The 15,722-nt window shown below is 71.5% G+C and carries 16 protein-coding genes; 5 read left to right on the forward strand and 11 right to left on the reverse strand.

Features of this window, described 5'->3' with window-relative positions:
* Positions 1 to 32 precede the first annotated feature (32 nt).
* Positions 33 to 2,690, reverse strand: a complete 2,658-nt coding sequence (locus FRANCCI3_RS11350; protein WP_011436674.1) for a DEAD/DEAH box helicase — start codon at positions 2,688 to 2,690, stop codon at positions 33 to 35.
* A gap of 544 nt (positions 2,691 to 3,234) precedes the next feature.
* On the opposite strand from FRANCCI3_RS11350, the gene FRANCCI3_RS11355 reads away from it, so the two are divergent.
* Entirely contained in the window at positions 3,235 to 4,143 is a 909-nt protein-coding gene (locus FRANCCI3_RS11355) for an acyl-CoA desaturase (RefSeq protein ID WP_011436675.1), read from the forward strand.
* A 190-nt stretch (positions 4,144 to 4,333) separates the two neighbouring features.
* Here FRANCCI3_RS11355 and FRANCCI3_RS11360 read toward each other — a convergent pair whose 3' ends face one another.
* Positions 4,334 to 4,681, reverse strand: coding sequence for a hypothetical protein (locus FRANCCI3_RS11360; RefSeq protein WP_011436676.1), 348 nt, complete (start codon positions 4,679 to 4,681; stop codon positions 4,334 to 4,336).
* A 237-nt stretch (positions 4,682 to 4,918) separates the two neighbouring features.
* On the opposite strand from FRANCCI3_RS11360, the gene FRANCCI3_RS11365 reads away from it, so the two are divergent.
* Together FRANCCI3_RS11365 and FRANCCI3_RS11370 are read left to right on the forward strand one after the other, a co-directional pair.
* Positions 4,919 to 5,317: a hypothetical protein gene (locus tag FRANCCI3_RS11365; protein WP_011436677.1), complete on the forward strand. Its 399-nt coding sequence runs from the start codon at positions 4,919 to 4,921 to the stop codon at positions 5,315 to 5,317.
* Entirely contained in the window at positions 5,275 to 5,829 is a 555-nt protein-coding gene (locus FRANCCI3_RS11370; protein WP_369807843.1) for a recombinase family protein, read from the forward strand. The genes FRANCCI3_RS11365 and FRANCCI3_RS11370 overlap by 43 nt, the downstream gene beginning before the upstream one ends.
* Before the next feature lie 39 nt (positions 5,830 to 5,868).
* On the opposite strand, the gene FRANCCI3_RS11375 is transcribed toward FRANCCI3_RS11370, so the two are convergent.
* The 5 genes from FRANCCI3_RS11375 to FRANCCI3_RS11400 form a co-directional block, all read right to left on the reverse strand.
* Positions 5,869 to 6,120 (reverse strand): hypothetical protein, encoded by a 252-nt coding sequence (locus FRANCCI3_RS11375; RefSeq protein WP_023841324.1) that lies wholly within the window; start codon positions 6,118 to 6,120, stop codon positions 5,869 to 5,871.
* A gap of 302 nt (positions 6,121 to 6,422) precedes the next feature.
* Positions 6,423 to 6,902: a DUF397 domain-containing protein gene (locus FRANCCI3_RS28730; protein ID WP_011436680.1), complete on the reverse strand. Its 480-nt coding sequence runs from the start codon at positions 6,900 to 6,902 to the stop codon at positions 6,423 to 6,425.
* A 12-nt stretch (positions 6,903 to 6,914) separates the two neighbouring features.
* Positions 6,915 to 7,310, reverse strand: coding sequence for a DUF5753 domain-containing protein (locus tag FRANCCI3_RS11390; protein WP_011436681.1), 396 nt, complete (start codon positions 7,308 to 7,310; stop codon positions 6,915 to 6,917).
* A 599-nt stretch (positions 7,311 to 7,909) separates the two neighbouring features.
* On the reverse strand, positions 7,910 to 8,329 hold the full coding sequence (msrB, locus tag FRANCCI3_RS11395; RefSeq protein WP_011436682.1) for a peptide-methionine (R)-S-oxide reductase MsrB: 420 nt from the start codon (positions 8,327 to 8,329) through the stop codon (positions 7,910 to 7,912).
* Positions 8,326 to 8,844 (reverse strand): hypothetical protein, encoded by a 519-nt coding sequence (locus tag FRANCCI3_RS11400; protein ID WP_011436683.1) that lies wholly within the window; start codon positions 8,842 to 8,844, stop codon positions 8,326 to 8,328. Before FRANCCI3_RS11400 ends, msrB begins: the two co-directional genes overlap by 4 nt.
* A 96-nt stretch (positions 8,845 to 8,940) precedes the next feature.
* Between FRANCCI3_RS11400 and FRANCCI3_RS11405 the strand changes: the two genes are divergently transcribed.
* A complete protein-coding gene (locus FRANCCI3_RS11405) occupies positions 8,941 to 9,291 on the forward strand; it encodes an RNA polymerase-binding protein RbpA (RefSeq protein ID WP_011436684.1) in 351 nt (116 codons plus the stop codon).
* Between the two features lie 287 nt (positions 9,292 to 9,578).
* Here FRANCCI3_RS11405 and FRANCCI3_RS11410 read toward each other — a convergent pair whose 3' ends face one another.
* The 4 genes from FRANCCI3_RS11410 to FRANCCI3_RS11425 all read right to left on the reverse strand — a co-directional run bounded on the left by FRANCCI3_RS11410 (position 9,579) and on the right by FRANCCI3_RS11425 (position 14,618).
* Positions 9,579 to 10,496, reverse strand: coding sequence for a polyprenol monophosphomannose synthase (locus FRANCCI3_RS11410; RefSeq protein WP_011436685.1), 918 nt, complete (start codon positions 10,494 to 10,496; stop codon positions 9,579 to 9,581).
* A 34-nt stretch (positions 10,497 to 10,530) separates the two neighbouring features.
* Positions 10,531 to 12,123, reverse strand: coding sequence for an apolipoprotein N-acyltransferase (lnt, locus tag FRANCCI3_RS11415; RefSeq protein ID WP_236701506.1), 1,593 nt, complete (start codon positions 12,121 to 12,123; stop codon positions 10,531 to 10,533).
* Positions 12,124 to 12,439: 316 nt separating this feature from the next.
* Entirely contained in the window at positions 12,440 to 14,086 is a 1,647-nt protein-coding gene (locus FRANCCI3_RS11420) for an amidohydrolase (protein ID WP_011436687.1), read from the reverse strand.
* A 91-nt stretch (positions 14,087 to 14,177) separates the two neighbouring features.
* A complete protein-coding gene (locus FRANCCI3_RS11425) occupies positions 14,178 to 14,618 on the reverse strand; it encodes an Lrp/AsnC family transcriptional regulator (protein WP_193359376.1) in 441 nt (146 codons plus the stop codon).
* Positions 14,619 to 14,775: 157 nt separating this feature from the next.
* Between FRANCCI3_RS11425 and FRANCCI3_RS11430 the strand changes: the two genes are divergently transcribed.
* Positions 14,776 to 15,699, forward strand: coding sequence for a 5'-3' exonuclease (locus FRANCCI3_RS11430; RefSeq protein WP_082456744.1), 924 nt, complete (start codon positions 14,776 to 14,778; stop codon positions 15,697 to 15,699).
* Positions 15,700 to 15,722: the final 23 nt, after the last annotated feature.

A 15,722-nucleotide genomic window follows, 5' to 3' on the forward strand; every position in this document is an offset into this window, starting at 1 on the left:
GTGGGGGCGGATTTCGTGTTCCTTTACGGGCGTCAGAATCGGTCGACGGCGGTGACCCGGACCACCGCGACCCCCGCCTCGTCCGAGGCGGTCAGGTCGATCTCCGCGCTGAAGCCCCAGTCATGGTCCCCGGCCGGGTCGTCGAAGATCTGTCGCGCCGTCCACGTCCCCGGCGTCCCCGGCTTCTCGTCGAGGATGAGCAGACCCGGCCCCCGCGCGTCCGGACCGGTGCCGATCTCGCCATGCTCGGCGAAGTACGGCTCCAACGCCGCCCGCCACCCGTCGGCGTCGAACCCGCCGTCATACCCGCCGTCGAGCTCGCCGAGCGTGTCGTAGCGGCGCAGCGCGGCAAGCTCGACCCGGCGGAACAGCGCGTTGCGCACCAACACCCGAAATGCCCGGATGTTGCCCGTGACCGCCGGTGGCCGCTCGTCGACGCCACCACCGCTCGCCGTGGTGCCCGCCGTGGCGCCCGCGCCGTCCCCGGCCGGGTTGCTCAGCCGCTCCCACTCGTCGAGGAGGCTGGAGTCGGTCTGGCGGACCAGTTCCCCCAGCCACTCGGTCAGGTCGACGACCTCCTCGGTGCGGGCGTCCTCGGGCACCGTCTGGCGCAGCGCCTTGTAGGCGTCGGCCAGGTAGCGCAGCAGCAGCCCCTCGGAGCGGGCCAGCCCGTAGAACGCCACGTACTCGGCGAACGTCATCGCCCGCTCGTAGAGCTCCCGCGCCACCGACTTCGGCGCCAGCTCGTAGTCGTCGACCCAGGGATGCCCCCGCCGGTACAGGCCGAACGCCGCGCCCAGCAGCTCCGCCAGCGGCTGGGGATAGCTGACCTCCTCCAGCAGCTCCATCCGCCGGTCGTAGTCGACGCCCTCGGCCTTCATCGCCGCGACCGCCTCCCCCTTCGCCTTCGACAGCTGGGCGTGCAGCACCTGCCGGGGATTGTCCAGGGTCGCCTCCAGCACCGAAAGCACATCCAGCGCATAGGAGGGGGAGGCCGGGTCGAGCAGCTCCAGCGCGGCCAGCGCGAACGGGGACAGCGGCTGATTGAGCGCGAAGTCGAGCTGCAGGTCCACCGTCACCCGCACGCCGCGGCCAAGCTCGTCGGGGGTGTCGAGGCGCTCCACCACCCCGGCCGCCAGCAGCGCCCGGTAGATCGCGATCGCCCGGTGGATCAGCCGGCGCTGAGTGGCGCGATCCGAATGGTTGTCGGTGAGCAGGTGGCGCATCGACGCGAACGCGTCCCCCGGCCGGTTGATCACGTTGAGCAGCATCGCGTGGTTCACGGTGAACTGGGAGGTCAACGGCTCGGGTTCGGCCGCGATGAGCCGTTCGAACGTCGCCAGGCCGTACCCGACGCTGCCCTCGGGGGGCTTCTTGCGGACCACCTTGCGCCGCTTCTTCGGATCGTCCCCGGCCTTCGCCAACGCGCGTTCGTTTTCGATCACATGCTCGGGGGCCTGCACGACGACGTTGCCGACCGGGTCGTAGCCGGCCCGCCCGGCCCGCCCGGCGATCTGATGGAACTCCCGTGCCGACAGCAGCCGCACCCTGCTCCCGTCGTACTTCGACAGGGAGGTGAACACCACCGTGCGGATCGGCACATTGATCCCCACCCCCAGGGTGTCCGTGCCGCAGATGACTTTCAGTAGCCCCGCCTGGGCGAGCTGCTCCACCAGCCGGCGGTACTTCGGCAGCATTCCGGCGTGATGCACCCCGATGCCGTGGCGGACCAGCCGGGACAGCACCTTGCCGAACCCGGCGGTGAACCGGAAGTTCCCGATCGTCCTCGCGATCGCGTCCTTCTCCGCCCGGGTCGACACGTTCACGCTCATCAGCGCCTGCGCCCGTTCCAACGCCTGCGCCTGGGTGAAGTGCACGACGTAGACGGGAGCCTGGTGGGTCTCCAGCAGCTCACCGATCGTCTCGTGCATCGGCGTGGTGACGAACCGGTAGAACAGCGGCACCGGACGCTGCGCGGAGCGCACCACCGTGGTCTCGCGCCCGGTGCGCCGCGTCAGGTCCGCCTCGAACAGCGACACGTCACCGAGCGTCGCCGACATCAGGATGAACTGGGTGTGCGGCAGTTCCAGCAGCGGCACCTGCCAGGCCCAGCCGCGGTCGGGGTCGGCGTAGTAGTGGAACTCGTCCATGACGACCTGACCGACGTCGGCGGCGACCCCGTCGCGCAGCGCGATGTTCGCCAGTACCTCCGCCGTGCAGCAGATGATCGGCGCCGTGTCGTTCACGCTGGCGTCCCCGGTCATCATCCCGACCTGCGCCGCGCCGAACATCGCGCACAACGCGAAGAACTTCTCCGACACCAGCGCCTTGATCGGCGCGGTGTAGAAGGTACGCCGCCGCGCCGCCAGCGCCGCGAAGTGCGCCCCCGCCGCGACCAGGCTCTTGCCCGACCCGGTCGGCGTCGCCAGGATCACGTTCGACCCCGAGACGATCTCGATCAGCGCCTCGGACTGCGCCGGGTACAGCTCCAGCCCCTGCTCTGCGACCCACCTGGTGAACGCGTCATAGAGTGCGTCGGGATCGGGCCCGCCGCCGGGCCCGTCGTCGGGGCCGGTCAGGTCCGGGTTCTTCGAGTCGGGGTCCTTCGGGTGGGGGTCCTTCGGGTGGGCGGCCCGTTCGCCGTCATGGCCGGTGCCGGAAGTCGGGGGAAGGTGGTCGGTGAGTGTCATGGTCGTTCGATCGTGCCTGACGAACGCCGCCCACGGCTCTCGGGTGGGCGGCCCGTGACGCTCTGCTACCCGGGACGGACGGTGTTCGTGAAGTCCGCTTTCCGCGCCTCGATGCGGGGGTACACCCAACCCGGTTCTGGCGGGTAGCACCAACGCCCCGATCCGGAAAACCGACCACAGGTAGCACTGACAATCCCCCAGACACGGAGGGAAACACGTGTCCCGTGAATCCGAACTGCAGTCGGCCATCGCCGCCTCTGCCGCTGTATCCGGCAGCACCGATTCCGTTATCATAAAATCTACCGTCACCACGTCCGGTACGGCTACCACGTCCGGTACGGCCAAATCCATCCCCACGACCACCCTCGGATCGGGCACCCTCGGATCGGGCACCCTCGGTTCTGCCGCGGCGCGCGTCGCAGCATCCCGGCCCGGTGACTACGACGGGTGTCCGCCGGGCCGGTCCCGCCCCGACCCGACCCTGCCGTCGGGGCCGCCGCTCCCGGCCAGGGCCACCGGGCCGAGGCGGTCGACCCGTCCCGACGTGGCGGACCAGTCGAAGACCCTCGGCGAGCAGGTTCTGCTCGCGTTCTTCATCGTCGTGCCCCTGCTTGCCCTGCTCGCCGCGGTCCCGCTGGCCTGGGGGTGGGGGCTGGGCTGGCACGACCTGGTCATCGGTGCCGTCATGTACCTGATCACCGGATTCGGTGTCACCGTGGGCTACCACCGGCTGTTCACGCATGGTTCCTTCCGGACCGGTCGGCCGCTGCGGATAATCCTCGCCGTCGCCGGGAGCCTCGCCATCGAAATGGGGGTGACCGACTGGGTCGCGGCCCACCGGCGGCATCACAAATACTCCGACCAGGCAGCTGATCCGCATTCACCGTGGCGTTTCGGTCATCATGGCAGGGGCCTGGCGAAAGGGTTCCTGCACGCCCATGTCGGATGGCTTTTCCACCCGGAACGGACCGCGCCGGAGACGTTCTGCCCGGATCTGCTCGCCGATCGGGACATCGCGGCGATCTCGGCCCGCTTCCCCTGGCTCGTCGCCGCCTCGGTGCTGCTGCCGCCGCTGGTCGGCGGCCTGTGGAGCATGTCCTGGGCCGGGGCCGCGACCGCGTTGTTCTGGGGAGCGCTGGTCCGTATCGCGCTGCTGCACCACGTCACCTTCTCCATCAACTCGATCTGCCACACGATCGGCACCCGACCGTTCGCGGCCCGGGACCGCTCCAGCAACGTGTGGTGGCTGGCCATACCCTCGCTGGGGGAGTCGTGGCACAACCTGCACCACGCCGACCCCACCAGCGCCCGCCACGGCGTCCTGCCCGGCCAGATCGATCCCAGCGCCGCACTCATCCGCCTGTTCGAGAAGCTCGGCTGGGCGCACGACGTGCGGTGGCCCACCGCCAAACGGATCGCCGCCCGCCGAGTGGACGCCGGCGCGGGGCGTTGAGAAACGACGTCGAACGTCATAGCTTGGCCGGAAAAAACCGGCATGGGCTTTAAGCGTGCCATCTCGGTCGAATCTTCACTGCCGGGCCCCTTTACCCCAACGGAAGCGTCCCTGGACGGGGGAGAGCGGTCTGCGACGGCGTCCGGGTGCTGCGGGACCGCAGCCGGGGAACACAAGGGGGAGGGCTCGGTCAGCCGGCCATCCGTACCGTGCCGGCGCCACCTCGGGCCCCGCCTCCGGCGCCACCGCGGGCGCCCGCGGGGCCGGCCGAACCGCCTTGCCGGTCGGAGACCCGCAGGATGCGGCCGGGCGGCTGTTCGTCTCCGCTGAGCCAGTATCCGCGGTCGCGGCGTAACCCGGCCCGTTCCGGGGAAAGACAGGCCCCCTTCACCCGATGCGCGTCGAAGCCGGTGGTGGTGCCGGCGAAGGTCTCGTGGCAGGACGGGCAGTGCGCCGCGGTCAGCGCCGTCCAGCGCACGTCGCAGCCGCCGCAGCTGAGCAGGATGGGGCGTTCGTACTCGCTGTCCCGTCCTGCCATGAAACCGCCTCTTCCCGCGAAGGTTCCGATCTCCCGTCGTCGGATTCTTGCCGCTCAACGTTTCCAACGTGGGCATTTCGGCTTTCTAGCTCTTCGGGCGCGTCGCGTCACCGGGCTGCCACTGGCCGCCGGGGGTGCCGTGGACCCTGGCACCGCGACCGTGAGTACTGGCCCGACAGCCGTGAGCACCGTCCCGGAGGGGCGCGAACTGTCGGACCCGCCGGTGAGAATCGACCAGTGACGTCGGCATCCCCGTCCTACCCGGAGTCGGGCCTGCTCGCCCGGCTGCGGGCCGACGGGTTCGTCCGCCGGGATCTGCTCGCCCTGGTCCCGCTGGGCGGAGCCGGCCTCGGGGTGGCCTACCGGCCCCGGGCCGCGTCCGCGCCCACGGTGAGCGGTGGCACCGGTCGGGAGGACACGGACGGTCGGGAGGGTGCGGACAGCCCGGAGGGTCTGAAGGGTAGGGACGGCCCGCGTGGGGCGGGCGGTGCGGTGGCGCCGGGCGTGGTGCGGCTCGCGGTTCCCCTGGCCGGGGCCGGCCAGGCCGCGCGGGTGCTCGCCGGGATCGAGGCGTTGCTGGCACCCCGCTGGGTCTGGTGGTCGGCGCGGTCCGCGACGCGCGTGCCGCTCGCCTAGACGGGGTCGAGGCCGAGCGGCTGTTCACGGACAAGGCGTCCGGGAAGGATGCCGATCGGCCGAAGCTCGACGAGATGCTCGCGTTTGTCCGCGAGGGCGACACCGTGCTCGTGCACTCGATGGACCGCCTCGCCCGCAACCTTGACGATCTGCGCCGCATCGTGCGGACCCTCACGGCCAAGGGCGTGCGGGTCGAGTTCGTCAAGGAGGGCCTGACCTTCATCGGCGAGGACTCGCCGATGGCGACCCTGCTGCTGTCCGTCATGGGCGCGTTCGCCGAGTTCGAGCGCGCACTGATCCTCGAACGCCGGCGCGAGGGCATCGCCGCCGCGAAGCAGCGCGGCGCCTACACCGGCCGCAAGCCCGCCCTGACCCCGGGCCAGGCCCGGGATCTGGTCGCGCGCGCCGCCGCCGGCGAGCAGAAGTCCGATCTGGCCCGCGAGTTCGGCGTCAGCCGCGAGACGGTGTACAGCTACCTGCGCGCCACCGAGACGGCAGCTGCCGCGGGCTGAGTCGACACGGCCTGCCAGACCCGTCCGACGGCTCAGCGCTCACGGGACGGACTCGGTGAGGAACGCCGCGATGGTGTCGAGACCGGGGCGGTAGCCGTCGCTGGTGTCGACGGGGAGCCGCGGGAGGTCCAGGCTGATGTCGACGAAGCCATCCAGAGAGTGGCGGCCGGCGGCGATGTCGTCGAGGAGGTCGCGGTCGCCGTGGGCAGTGCGGTGGGGATCGAGCCCGGCGCGGGTGGTGATCCGCTGGTGGGCGACGGCGGCGTCGACGGTGCAGCGGATGATTCGCACGTCGGCGTGGGCGGTGAGCGGTTCCAGATGGGGGTCCAGAGCCGGTCCTGGAACGCGGCCTCTGCCACGACGGTGACGCCCGCTTACGCCAGGCCTCCCCGGACTGCCAGTGCGTATCACTGCGCACAGCTCTGCACAGTGCAGCAACGCACATCGTGAGGGCAGTATCCGAGTTCGGACCGAATGTGACAAGCCCCAACGGGTTTCGGCGCCGCGCGGCGGGGCGAAAGGACGCGAGAACGCGTCAGGGGCCGCAGCCCTCTGAATGGCTGCGGCCCCTGACGGCTGGGACGTCGGTGACGCTACCGGCTGGGGCGCCCTGGCTCCTCCGCCAGGCCGCCGGGCAGGTCGTCGAACTCGCCGGCCGTCACGCCGGCGACGAAGGCCTCCCACTCGACCTCGGTGAAGTAGAGGACCGGGCCATCCAAACCGGCGGTACCGCGCATCGTGATCGCCGGCCGTCCCGGCTCGAAGACCTTGTCGTCCCTGTGGAAGTCCGCTGGGACCTGCTCGGCCGGAATGTGCCCGGTGATGACGCCGCCGTCCCGGATCTGCGCGCCGGGCTGCCGCCTGGTCTGGTCGACGAAGGCCGCCCAGACGGCCGGGGTGAACCACAAATCAGGGCCTGACGGGAATTTGGAGTCGCGGACGCCTATCCGGCGGGCCGCGCCAGCCCCGGCCGCGGCCACCTGAACACAGTTGGCGGTCGGCTCGCTGCGGCTGGACTTGCGCCAGGCGGTGACGAGGGAGGCGAAGGCGGGGGTGCTCACGGCACTGTTCATGGTGGTCGCTTCCTAACGGTCAGGCAGCTTCGTCGCGGCCTGGCTGATGAACTCGACGCTGTCGCCGGGGGACAGCGCCACCTCGGCCAGCAGGTCGTACCGCTCGGCGTACCGTGCGACCTGCGCGGAATCCGTCACGATGACGTCGGTGGTGATGGACTCGATCGCCGCCACCACCGGGTCGCCCGGATCGGGATAGGTGTAGAGCGACAGCGCTCCCGGCAACGTCTGGTAGTCGCGGACCACCGCCTCGATCGGCAGCACCCGCACCGTGACGTTCTCCTCGTCGGCCCGAGCCGCCAGATGCGCGAGCTGCTCGCGCATCACCGGCGGCGGCGCGGACGGTCGCCGGACCGCGGCCTCGTCGATCAGCAGCTCGTAGCTCGGAGCGCCAGGTCGCCGCAGCATCCGCTGCCGACCCGCCCGACGATCCCGACGCGGCGGCGAACGTCGCCGTCCCGGAGGCGGCCCGGGGCAGGTTCGCCCGTAACGCCGTCATCCAGGGCGCGGCTGCCGAGCTGTTCAAGGCATGGGCGGTGACGGTCCGCTGGGGGACCGCGGACCGTGCCCAGGTCCCCCACATTCACTTCAAGATAATCAACAGTGTTGACGACATCTCACATGCCATGATCAAAAACAAAAACACCAACCAGCACCAGGGGAGTAAAGGCAGATCAAGCCAAGTTGATCATTGGTAGGCATGGAAGCCTCGTATGGCCGGTGACGGCCGGGTTTGACCGGCGGCATCCGGATGGGGGACATCGCTGGCCGGGGACGCCACCGGTCGAGGTGTGTCACGTTCAGCCGGGCCGGTGAATCAACTGCGGCTGAGCGGCCCGGGGCCGAGGAGGGGAGGCCCTGCGACCAGCTCTACTTGACATAATGCTCATTATCGGCGTTTTTGGTGGGTGGGGGAGGGCCCGGCGTGAACCCGCCGAGGTGTGGGCCCTGCTTCCCTGTGCCTGGCAGCCCGGGCTGCGGGGGAAACGGTTTACCTGGAGGCGGCTTCAGTGGGGGTCGAGGTCGAGGGCGAGGCTGTTCATGCAGTAGCGCTGGCCGGTGGGGCCGGGTCCGTCGTCGAAGACATGGCCGAGGTGTCCGCCGCAGCGGGCGCAGCGGACTTCGGTGCGGATCATGCCGTGGGAGTGGTCTTCGACGAGTTCGAGGGCGTCGGCGACGGCAGGTTGGGTGAAGCTGGGCCAGCCGGAGCCGGAGTCGTATTTGGTGTCGGAGGTGAACAGGGCGGCGCCGCAGCCGCCGCAGCGGTAGGTGCCGTTTTCTTTGCTGTAGGTGTAGGCGCCGGTGAAGGGGGGTTCGGTGGCGGCGCGGCGGAGGATGGCGTAGCGCTCGGGGTCGAGTTCGGCGCGCCACTGCTCGTCGGTCTTGACGATTTTGTCGGGTCCGGTGGTGTCGTGGGGGTCGGTCATGGTGTCGTGGCTGCCTTTCTGCGGGTGGGAGTGGGTGGGGCGGGGTGGTGGTGCTCTCCCCCGGTGTCGATGGTCGGTGGTGGGTCGGTGTTCGGGTGGTGTCGGGGCAGGGCGAGGGGGACGGCGGCGGTGACGCCGCCGAGGGCGGCGGTGGTCATGGCGGTGCCGATCATGGGTGGGAGTTCGCCGCGGGTGGTGGCGGTTGCAAGGACGGCAACGTCCGCGGCGTCGGCGATCATTCCGGTCCACAGCCAGGTGGTGGTGTCGCGGCGGGTGATCAGGGCGTGGAGGAGGCCGGTGCCGAGGGCGAGGTCGCGGATGCCGGCGAGTCGGGCGAGCCAGGCGAGTCTGCCGGCTGTGACGCGGTCGACGCCGGTGAGGCGGATGATGTCGACGGGGCGGCTGAGGGCGAGGATGCCGATGGTGGCGCGGGTGATGCCGAGGGTGGTGGTGTGCAGGGTTCGGGAGTGGGCGGTGCGGTATTTTGTGGTGGAGTGGGAGCGTTGGGTGTTCATGGTTGTGTTGGTGGTCCTTCGTCGGTGGGAACGCCTGGGCTGGCTGGAACGTTATCGAGGGGTAGTTGCACACGTCTCGACGCTCGGAGGAGTTATATGGGCGAGCGCATCCTGCGGGGAAGCCGTCTCGGTGCTGTGTCCTACGAGACTGACCGCAGCACCGAGCTTGCCCCACGGCAGTCCGCGTCCTACGACTGTCCGAACGGCCACCAGTTCACCATGCCCTTCGCGGCTGAGGCCGAGGTGCCGTCGGTGTGGGAGTGCAGGGTTTGTGGTGGGGCGTCGGTCATCGTCGATGGTGAGCGGCCTGAGCCGAAGAAGGCGAAGCCGCCGCGTACGCACTGGGACATGCTGATGGAGCGTCGGACGACGGATGACCTTGAAGAGGTCCTGGCGGAGCGGTTGGCCGTTCTGCGGGGTGCCGGTACGGACAGGCGTTCAGCCTGATCGGCCTGATCGTTTGGGTGGTTGTGCGGTAGGGGTCGGGCGCGGGGTGGTTGCCGTGTCCGACCTTTCGCCGTGTCCGCGGTCGGTTCGTTGTGTCGTGTTCGTGGGGTGGGCTGCCGGGCACGGGGCGGGTTGAGCCGTGCCCGGGCGGCCGTGGTGGCCGCGTCGGGTCCGGCCGGGTGTCGCATCGTGTTGTGCCGACTGGTTGCGTGCGGCCTCGGGTCGGGTGTTGGGCGGTCGGGTGTTGGGCGGTGGTGGGGGGCCGGTTCGGCCGGTGGGCGTCGGATTCAGGCGTGGCCGGAGGTGACGTTGCGGTCCTGGGTGACGTTGCGGTCCTGGGGGGTGTGGAGGGGCTCGTGGGGTGTGGTGTCGGTGGTTGTCTTCGGGGTGGGGCGGTGGCGTCGGGTGGTGGCGGCCCACCAGGCGACGCGCCAGAGGGCTTCGGCGACGACGGCGTTGCTCATCTTGGAGGTGCCGCGTTCGCGTTCGACGAAGGTGATGGGGACTTCGCGGACGCGGAAGCCGCGGCGCCAGGCCTGCCAGGCGAGGTCGACCTGGAAGCAGTAGCCCTGGGAGGTGACGCGGTGCAGGTCGCGGTCGCGGAGGACGTCGGCGCGGTAGGCGCGGAAGCCGGCGGTGGCGTCGCGTAGGGGTATGCCGAGGGCGGCGCGGACGTAGAGGTTGGCGCCGCGGGAGAGCAGGAAGCGGCGCCGCGGCCAGTTGCGGACCTCTCCCCCGGGTATCCAGCGGGATCCGATGACGAGGTCGGCGTGGTCGAGGGCGGCGAGCAGGCGGGGTAGCTGCTCGGGTTGGTGGGAGCCGTCGGCGTCCATTTCGACGATGACGGTGTAGCCGTGGTGTAGTGCCCAGGAGAACCCGGCGACGTAGGCGGTGCCGAGGCCGGATTTGCCTTCGCGGTGCAGGACGTGGATGTGGTCGTCGGAGGCGGCGAGTTCGTCGGCGATCTTCCCGGTGCCGTCGGGGCTGGCGTCGTCGATGACGAGCAGGTCGACCGTCGGGTTGGCCGTCCGCAGGCGGCGGGCGGTGTCCGGTAGGTTGTCCCGTTCGTTGTAGGTCGGGACGCAGACGACAACGCGGTTGGGATCCACGCGCTTCCTCTCCTGGTCAGGGACCATGTCCGCGGTGGTGTCTGCCCGGGTGGCGTCACGGTGGGTGGCGCTGTCGGTGTCGTTTCGCGGGGTCATGGGGTTTGGTGGTGTGCCGGCTACGGGGTGGCGGTCATGTCGGTGTTGGCGGTGTCACGGTCCGGGCCGTGGGACGGGTTCGCCGGGCGTGGATCACCCCTGCCATCATGGCGGTCAGGCCGAGGGCGATGAGAACCGCCTCCGGGAGGATCCCGGCCTGGTCGGCGAGGGTGCGGGTGGTGCGTCGGGGTAGCGCGGCGGTGAGGATGCCTGCTTCGTAGAGGCCGGTTTTGGCGAGCAGGGTGCCGTCGGGAGTGATGAGGGCGCTTTCACCGCTGGTGGAGACCTGGACGGTGGCCCGGCCGTGTTCGACTGCGCGCAGACGTGACATGGCGAGTTGCTGTTGGCTTTCACCTTTGCGACCGAAGGATGCGTTGTTTGTCTGGATGACGAGGATATCGGCGCCGTGGTTGACGGTGTCGCGGACGAGGCCGTCGTAGGCGACTTCGAAGCAGATGATGTCTCCGATGGTGGTGCCGGCGGCGTGGAGCGCGCCGGGGGTGGTGCCGGCGAGGAAGTCGCTGGGCATCTCGTCGGCGAAGCGGTGGATGAGTTTTTCGAGTAGGGCGCGGCCGGGGAGGTATTCGGCGAAGGGGACGGGGTGGCGTTTGACGTACATCTGGCCGGTGAAGCCGTCAGCGGTCCAGATCATGCCGGCGTTGCGGAGGTGGCCTGGTCCGGGGCCGCCCAGGACGGCGCCGACGAGGAGGGGGGCGCCGGCGGTGCGGGCGGCGGCGCGCAGGGCGGTGGCGACGGCGGGGTTGGTGAGGGGGTCGAGGTCGGAGGAGTTCTCCGGCCACAGGACGAGGTCGGGTTGTGGGTGTGTTCCGGTGGTGACGTCGGTGGCGAGGTGCCTGGTGACGGTGACGTGGTTGGCGGTGACCTGGAAGGCGCGGCCGAGGGCGCGGTAGCCGCCGTCGGCGGGGACGTTTCCCTGGATGGCGGCGACGGTGAGGGTGCCGTGCTCGGGGGCGGTGGGCAGGGGTACGAGCAGGCCGGTGAGGGTGAGGGCGGCAGTGCCGAGGATGGGGGCGGCGAGGCGGCGGGCCGTGGCGGCTGTTGGGAGGGTGCGGGGGGTGGGTGTGCCGCGGGCGGGGGTGGTGATCCTGACGATGGTGAGGGCGGTCAGGGCGCCGGTGGCGGCGACGGCGGCGGTGACGGCGGGGGCGCCGCCGAGGGCGGCCAGGGCGGTGAAGGGGCTGTCGGGCTGGGTGAAGGCGAGTCGTCCCCAGGGGAAGCCGCCGAAGGGCGCTCGGCTGCGCAGCGCTTCCTGGGCGACCCAGACGGCGGCGGTCCACAGCCAGGCGCCGGGTAGCCGCCAGACGAGGGTGGTGGCGGGGGCGACGAGGGCGAGGATGGCGGCTTCGGCGAGGGAGAGCACGAGCCATCCGTCTGCGCCGACGAAGGAGACGAAGCGCAGGAGGGGGATGCAGAAGGCGAGGGAGAACAGCAGTCCCAGGCCGTAGGAGGCGCGCAGACGCCGGTTGCGGACGGCGAGGGTGAGCAGGGTGACCGCGACGGGGGCCAGGGGCCAGCAGCCGACCGGTGGGGTGGCGAGGTAGAGCAGGGCGCCGCCGAGGAGCGCGGCGAGTGGGCGTCGGGTGTGGCGGATCAGGGTGGATCTCAAGGTGGATCTCAGGGTGGGTTGCGGGTCCGCCGGGTCTGGCCGCGGGCCCATGCCTGGTTCGCCGTTCACGGGTGGTTCGCCGTTCACGCGCGGTTCGGGGACGGCTGGTGGGATGGGGGCCGTGTCACCGGCCGCTTGGTGGGGCGGGCGGGCGGGCGGTGGGGTCACTGGACCAGTTTCGGTCACACGGGTCGTGCTGAGCACGCCGGTCCTGGTCGGCGGGCGTGTGGCGGCCCTGACGCTCGAAGCTGACTCGAAGCCGAGGGGGACGCGGCCGCGCAGGACGGTGCGTGGGCAGGTCGGGCGGGGCCGGTGTTCAGGTGAGGGTGTCGTGCAGGATGCGGCCGCGCAGGACGGTGCGTAGGCAGGTCGGGGCGGGCGCGGACAGGTCGGGCAGGGCGGCGACGGCGCCGCGGGGGTCGGTGGACCAGGCGGCGATGCGGTCGTCGGGGACCTGGGCGACGAGTTCGCCGGGCACGGCCCAGACGGCGTAGGTGGCGGGGGCGCCGGGGGCGAGGGTGCCGTGGCCGTCGGTGTCGGCGCGGGCGGCGCGCCAGCCGCCTCGGGTCGCGGCGGTGAACGCGGCGCGGGCGGAGAGGCGGGCGGTGGGGGTGTGGTGGGTGACGGCGGCGCGTATGGCGCCCCAGGGGTCCAGGGGGGTGACGGGGGCGTCGGAGGAGAACGCCAGGGGGATGCCGGCGCGGTTCATGGCGGCGAAGGGGTTCATGGCGGCGGCACGGGTGGGGCCCAGGCGGGTGGCGTACATGCCGTTCTCGCCGCCCCAGCGGGCGTCGAAGGCGGGTTGGACGCTGGCGACGAGGCCGAGGGCGGCGATGCGGGGCAGGTGGTCGGGGGTGGTCATTTCGGCGTGTTCGAGGCGGTGGCGGGCGGCGGTGATCTGGTTGTGGCCGAGGGTGGTGGCGGCGGCTTCGAGGCCGTCCAGCACGGTGGTGATGGCGGCGTCGCCGATGGCGTGGAAGCCGGCCTGTAGGCCGGCGTCGGCGCAGTCGAGGACGGCGTCGCGGATGGTGTCGGCGTCGAGGTGGGTGGTGGCGCGGATGTGGGGGATGTCGGCGTAGGGGGTGTGCAGGGCGGCGGTGTGGGAGCCGAGGGAGCCGTCGACGAAGGCGTCGCCGCCCCAGGCGGTGCCGAGTTCGACGGCGGTGGCGATGTCCCCGGCCCAGTAGCCGACGATGTCGGGTCCGGGGACGGCGCGGGCGTGGGCGAGCAGGCCGGCGAGGTCGTCGGCGGAGGAGATGTCGGGTCCGGCCATCTCGTGCAGGGCGACGATGCCGAGGGCGGCGGCGCGGGTGCGGGTGGTGTTCCAGGCGTCGCGGCGCCCGGTGGGGGTCAGGGTGGCGTCGGCGGTCCGGCGGGCGAGGTGGTGGGCGTGGCCGGTGACGGTGCCGTCGGGGTGCCAGCCGGGGTGGTGGGGGGCGCCGGATGCGGCGGCGAGCGCGGAGGAGATCACCGCGCTGTGGCCGTCGACGCGGGCGAGGTAGACGACCGCGCCGCCAGCGGCGCGGTCGAGGTCGGTGGCGGTGGGTGGGCGTGGGTCGTCGGTCCAGGTGGTCTCGTCCCAGCCGGTGGCGAACAGGGTGGTGGTGGGGTGGCGGTGGGCGTGTGCGGTGAGGGCGCACAGGGCGGCGGCGCGGGTGGGGGTGCCGGTGAGGTCGAGGCCGGACAGGGCCAGGCCGGTGGCGGTGGTGTGGACGTGGGCGTCGACGAAGGCGGGGGTGATCAGGGCGTCGTCGAGGTCGATGACGGTGTCGGCGTCGAGATGGGTGGCGACGGCGTCGCAGCCGACCCAGGCGATGGTGTCGCCGTCGGTGAGCATCGCGGTGGCGAACGGGTCGGCCGGGGTGTGGATGCGCCCGCCCCGGTACAGGATGGTGCGGGCGGGTCGGGGGGCGTCGTCGGTCACGGTGGTGAGTCTGCCGCCCTGGACGTGACGCGGATCCATCTGTTCGATCCGGGCGGTGGCCGTGCCCTGGTGCGGTGAGCGGCGCTCCGGTCCGGGGGCGGTCCGGGGCGGGGGTTGGTCCGGCGGGTGTTCACAGGGCGGGGGGGCGTCCTTCGTAGGGGGTGGAGAGCACGACCATGGTGCGGGTGGAGACGTTCGCGGCGGCGCGGATCTGCTGCAGCAGCGTCTCGAGGTCGCCGGGGGTGGCGACTCGCACCTTGAGCAGGTAGCTCTCGTCGCCGGCGACGCTGTGGCAGGCCTCGATCTCGACGATGTGGGCGAGCCGGTCGGCGGCGTCGTCGGGTTGGCTCGGGTCGATCGGTGTGATCGAGATGAAGGCGGTCAGGGGCAGGCCGACCTGGGCGGGGTCGACGAGCGCCGTGTAGGAGGTGATCACTCCACGCTGTTCCAGGCGTCGGACGCGCTGATGGACGGCGGAGACCGACAGGCCGGTGGCTCGGCCGAGGTCGGTGAAGCTCATACGCCCATCTCGGCACAGCATCTGCACGATTTGACGGTCGAGATCTTCCAGCACGTTCGGAGCGTATGCAGGAGGACGGGGGATGATGTGGATGTTTCTGGTCCGTGGTCTGGTCCCGTGGGGATAGCCGCTGGGATGGGTACCGGCTGTGTGCGGGGAGGGTGGGACGGTGTTTGTGGGTGAGCGGGCGGGGGCGGACGGTCGGCTGATGCTTGTCGACACCCCGTCGCTGTACTTCCGGTCGTTTTTCGGGGTGCCGCGTTCGGTGCGGGCTCCCGACGGCACGCCGGTGAACGCGGTGCGGGGACTGCTCGACGTGCTGGCCCGGCAGATCGGCGAGGTGCGCCCGAAGCGGGTCGTGGCGTGTTTCGACGCCGACTGGCGGCCGGCGTTCCGGGTGGCGCTGCTGGCGTCCTACAAGGCGCACCGGGTCGCCGACGTCGGGGCCGGCGAGGCCGGCGGGGGCGGGCAGGTCGAGCGGGTGGACGGCGACCTGCTCGCCCAGCTCCCGATCATCGACGAGGTCCTCGACGCGTTCGGGATCGCCCGGGCGGAGGCCGCCGGGTTCGAGGCTGACGACGTGATCGCGACGCTGGCGACCCGTCACCGGGGGGAGGTGGACATTCTGACCGGTGACCGGGACCTGTTCCAGCTCGTCGACGACGCGGCCGGGGTGCGGGTGCGGTACGCGGTGGAGAAGTTCGCGGTGGTGGACGAGGCGGCGGTGACGGCACGCTACGGCGTTCCGGGGCGGGCCTATGCCGATTTCGCGGTGCTGCGCGGTGATCCCAGTGACGGGTTGCCGGGGGTGGCGGGGATCGGGGCGAAGACCGCCGCGGCGCTGCTGACCCGGTTCGGGTCGCTCGCGGCGGTGCTCGCCGCGGTTGACGCCGACGGCGGCGCGGGTCTGCCGGCCGGGGCGCGGCGTCGGTTGCGGGGCGCCCGGGACTATGTGCGTGCCGCGGTGGGGGTGGTGGCGGTGGTGCGGGACGTGCCGGTGGGTGCCTTCGCTGATCTGCTGCCGGCGGCGCCGGTCGATCCGGCGGCGGTGGGGGCGCTCGCCGAACGGTGGGGGCTGACCGGTTCGTGCACGCGGCTGGTGCGGGCGCTGGCCGAGGCCGCGGGTGGCTGAGGCCGTGGACGGCCTCAGCCGGC

The organism is Frankia casuarinae, assembly GCF_000013345.1.
GTDB classification, from domain to species: domain Bacteria; phylum Actinomycetota; class Actinomycetes; order Frankiales; family Frankiaceae; genus Frankia; species Frankia casuarinae.

Bases quoted from the DNA above. Each gene is read 5' to 3' on its own strand.
- FRANCCI3_RS11420 (WP_011436687.1), bottom strand. From the start codon at position 14,086: ATGGATCCGCGTCACGTCCAGGGCGGCAGACTCACCACCGTGACCGAC.
- FRANCCI3_RS11350 (WP_011436674.1), bottom strand. From the start codon at position 2,690: ATGACACTCACCGACCACCTTCCCCCGACTTCCGGCACCGGCCATGAC.
- FRANCCI3_RS11390 (WP_011436681.1), bottom strand. From the start codon at position 7,310: ATGCTGCGGCGACCTGGCGCTCCGAGCTACGAGCTGCTGATCGACGAG.
- FRANCCI3_RS11430 (WP_082456744.1), top strand. From the start codon at position 14,776: ATGCTTGTCGACACCCCGTCGCTGTACTTCCGGTCGTTTTTCGGGGTG.
- FRANCCI3_RS11405 (WP_011436684.1), top strand. From the start codon at position 8,941: ATGGGCGAGCGCATCCTGCGGGGAAGCCGTCTCGGTGCTGTGTCCTAC.
- FRANCCI3_RS11410 (WP_011436685.1), bottom strand. From the start codon at position 10,496: ATGACCCCGCGAAACGACACCGACAGCGCCACCCACCGTGACGCCACC.
- FRANCCI3_RS11400 (WP_011436683.1), bottom strand. From the start codon at position 8,844: ATGAACACCCAACGCTCCCACTCCACCACAAAATACCGCACCGCCCAC.
- FRANCCI3_RS28730 (WP_011436680.1), bottom strand. From the start codon at position 6,902: ATGAACAGTGCCGTGAGCACCCCCGCCTTCGCCTCCCTCGTCACCGCC.
- FRANCCI3_RS11360 (WP_011436676.1), bottom strand. From the start codon at position 4,681: ATGGCAGGACGGGACAGCGAGTACGAACGCCCCATCCTGCTCAGCTGC.
- msrB (WP_011436682.1), bottom strand. From the start codon at position 8,329: ATGACCGACCCCCACGACACCACCGGACCCGACAAAATCGTCAAGACC.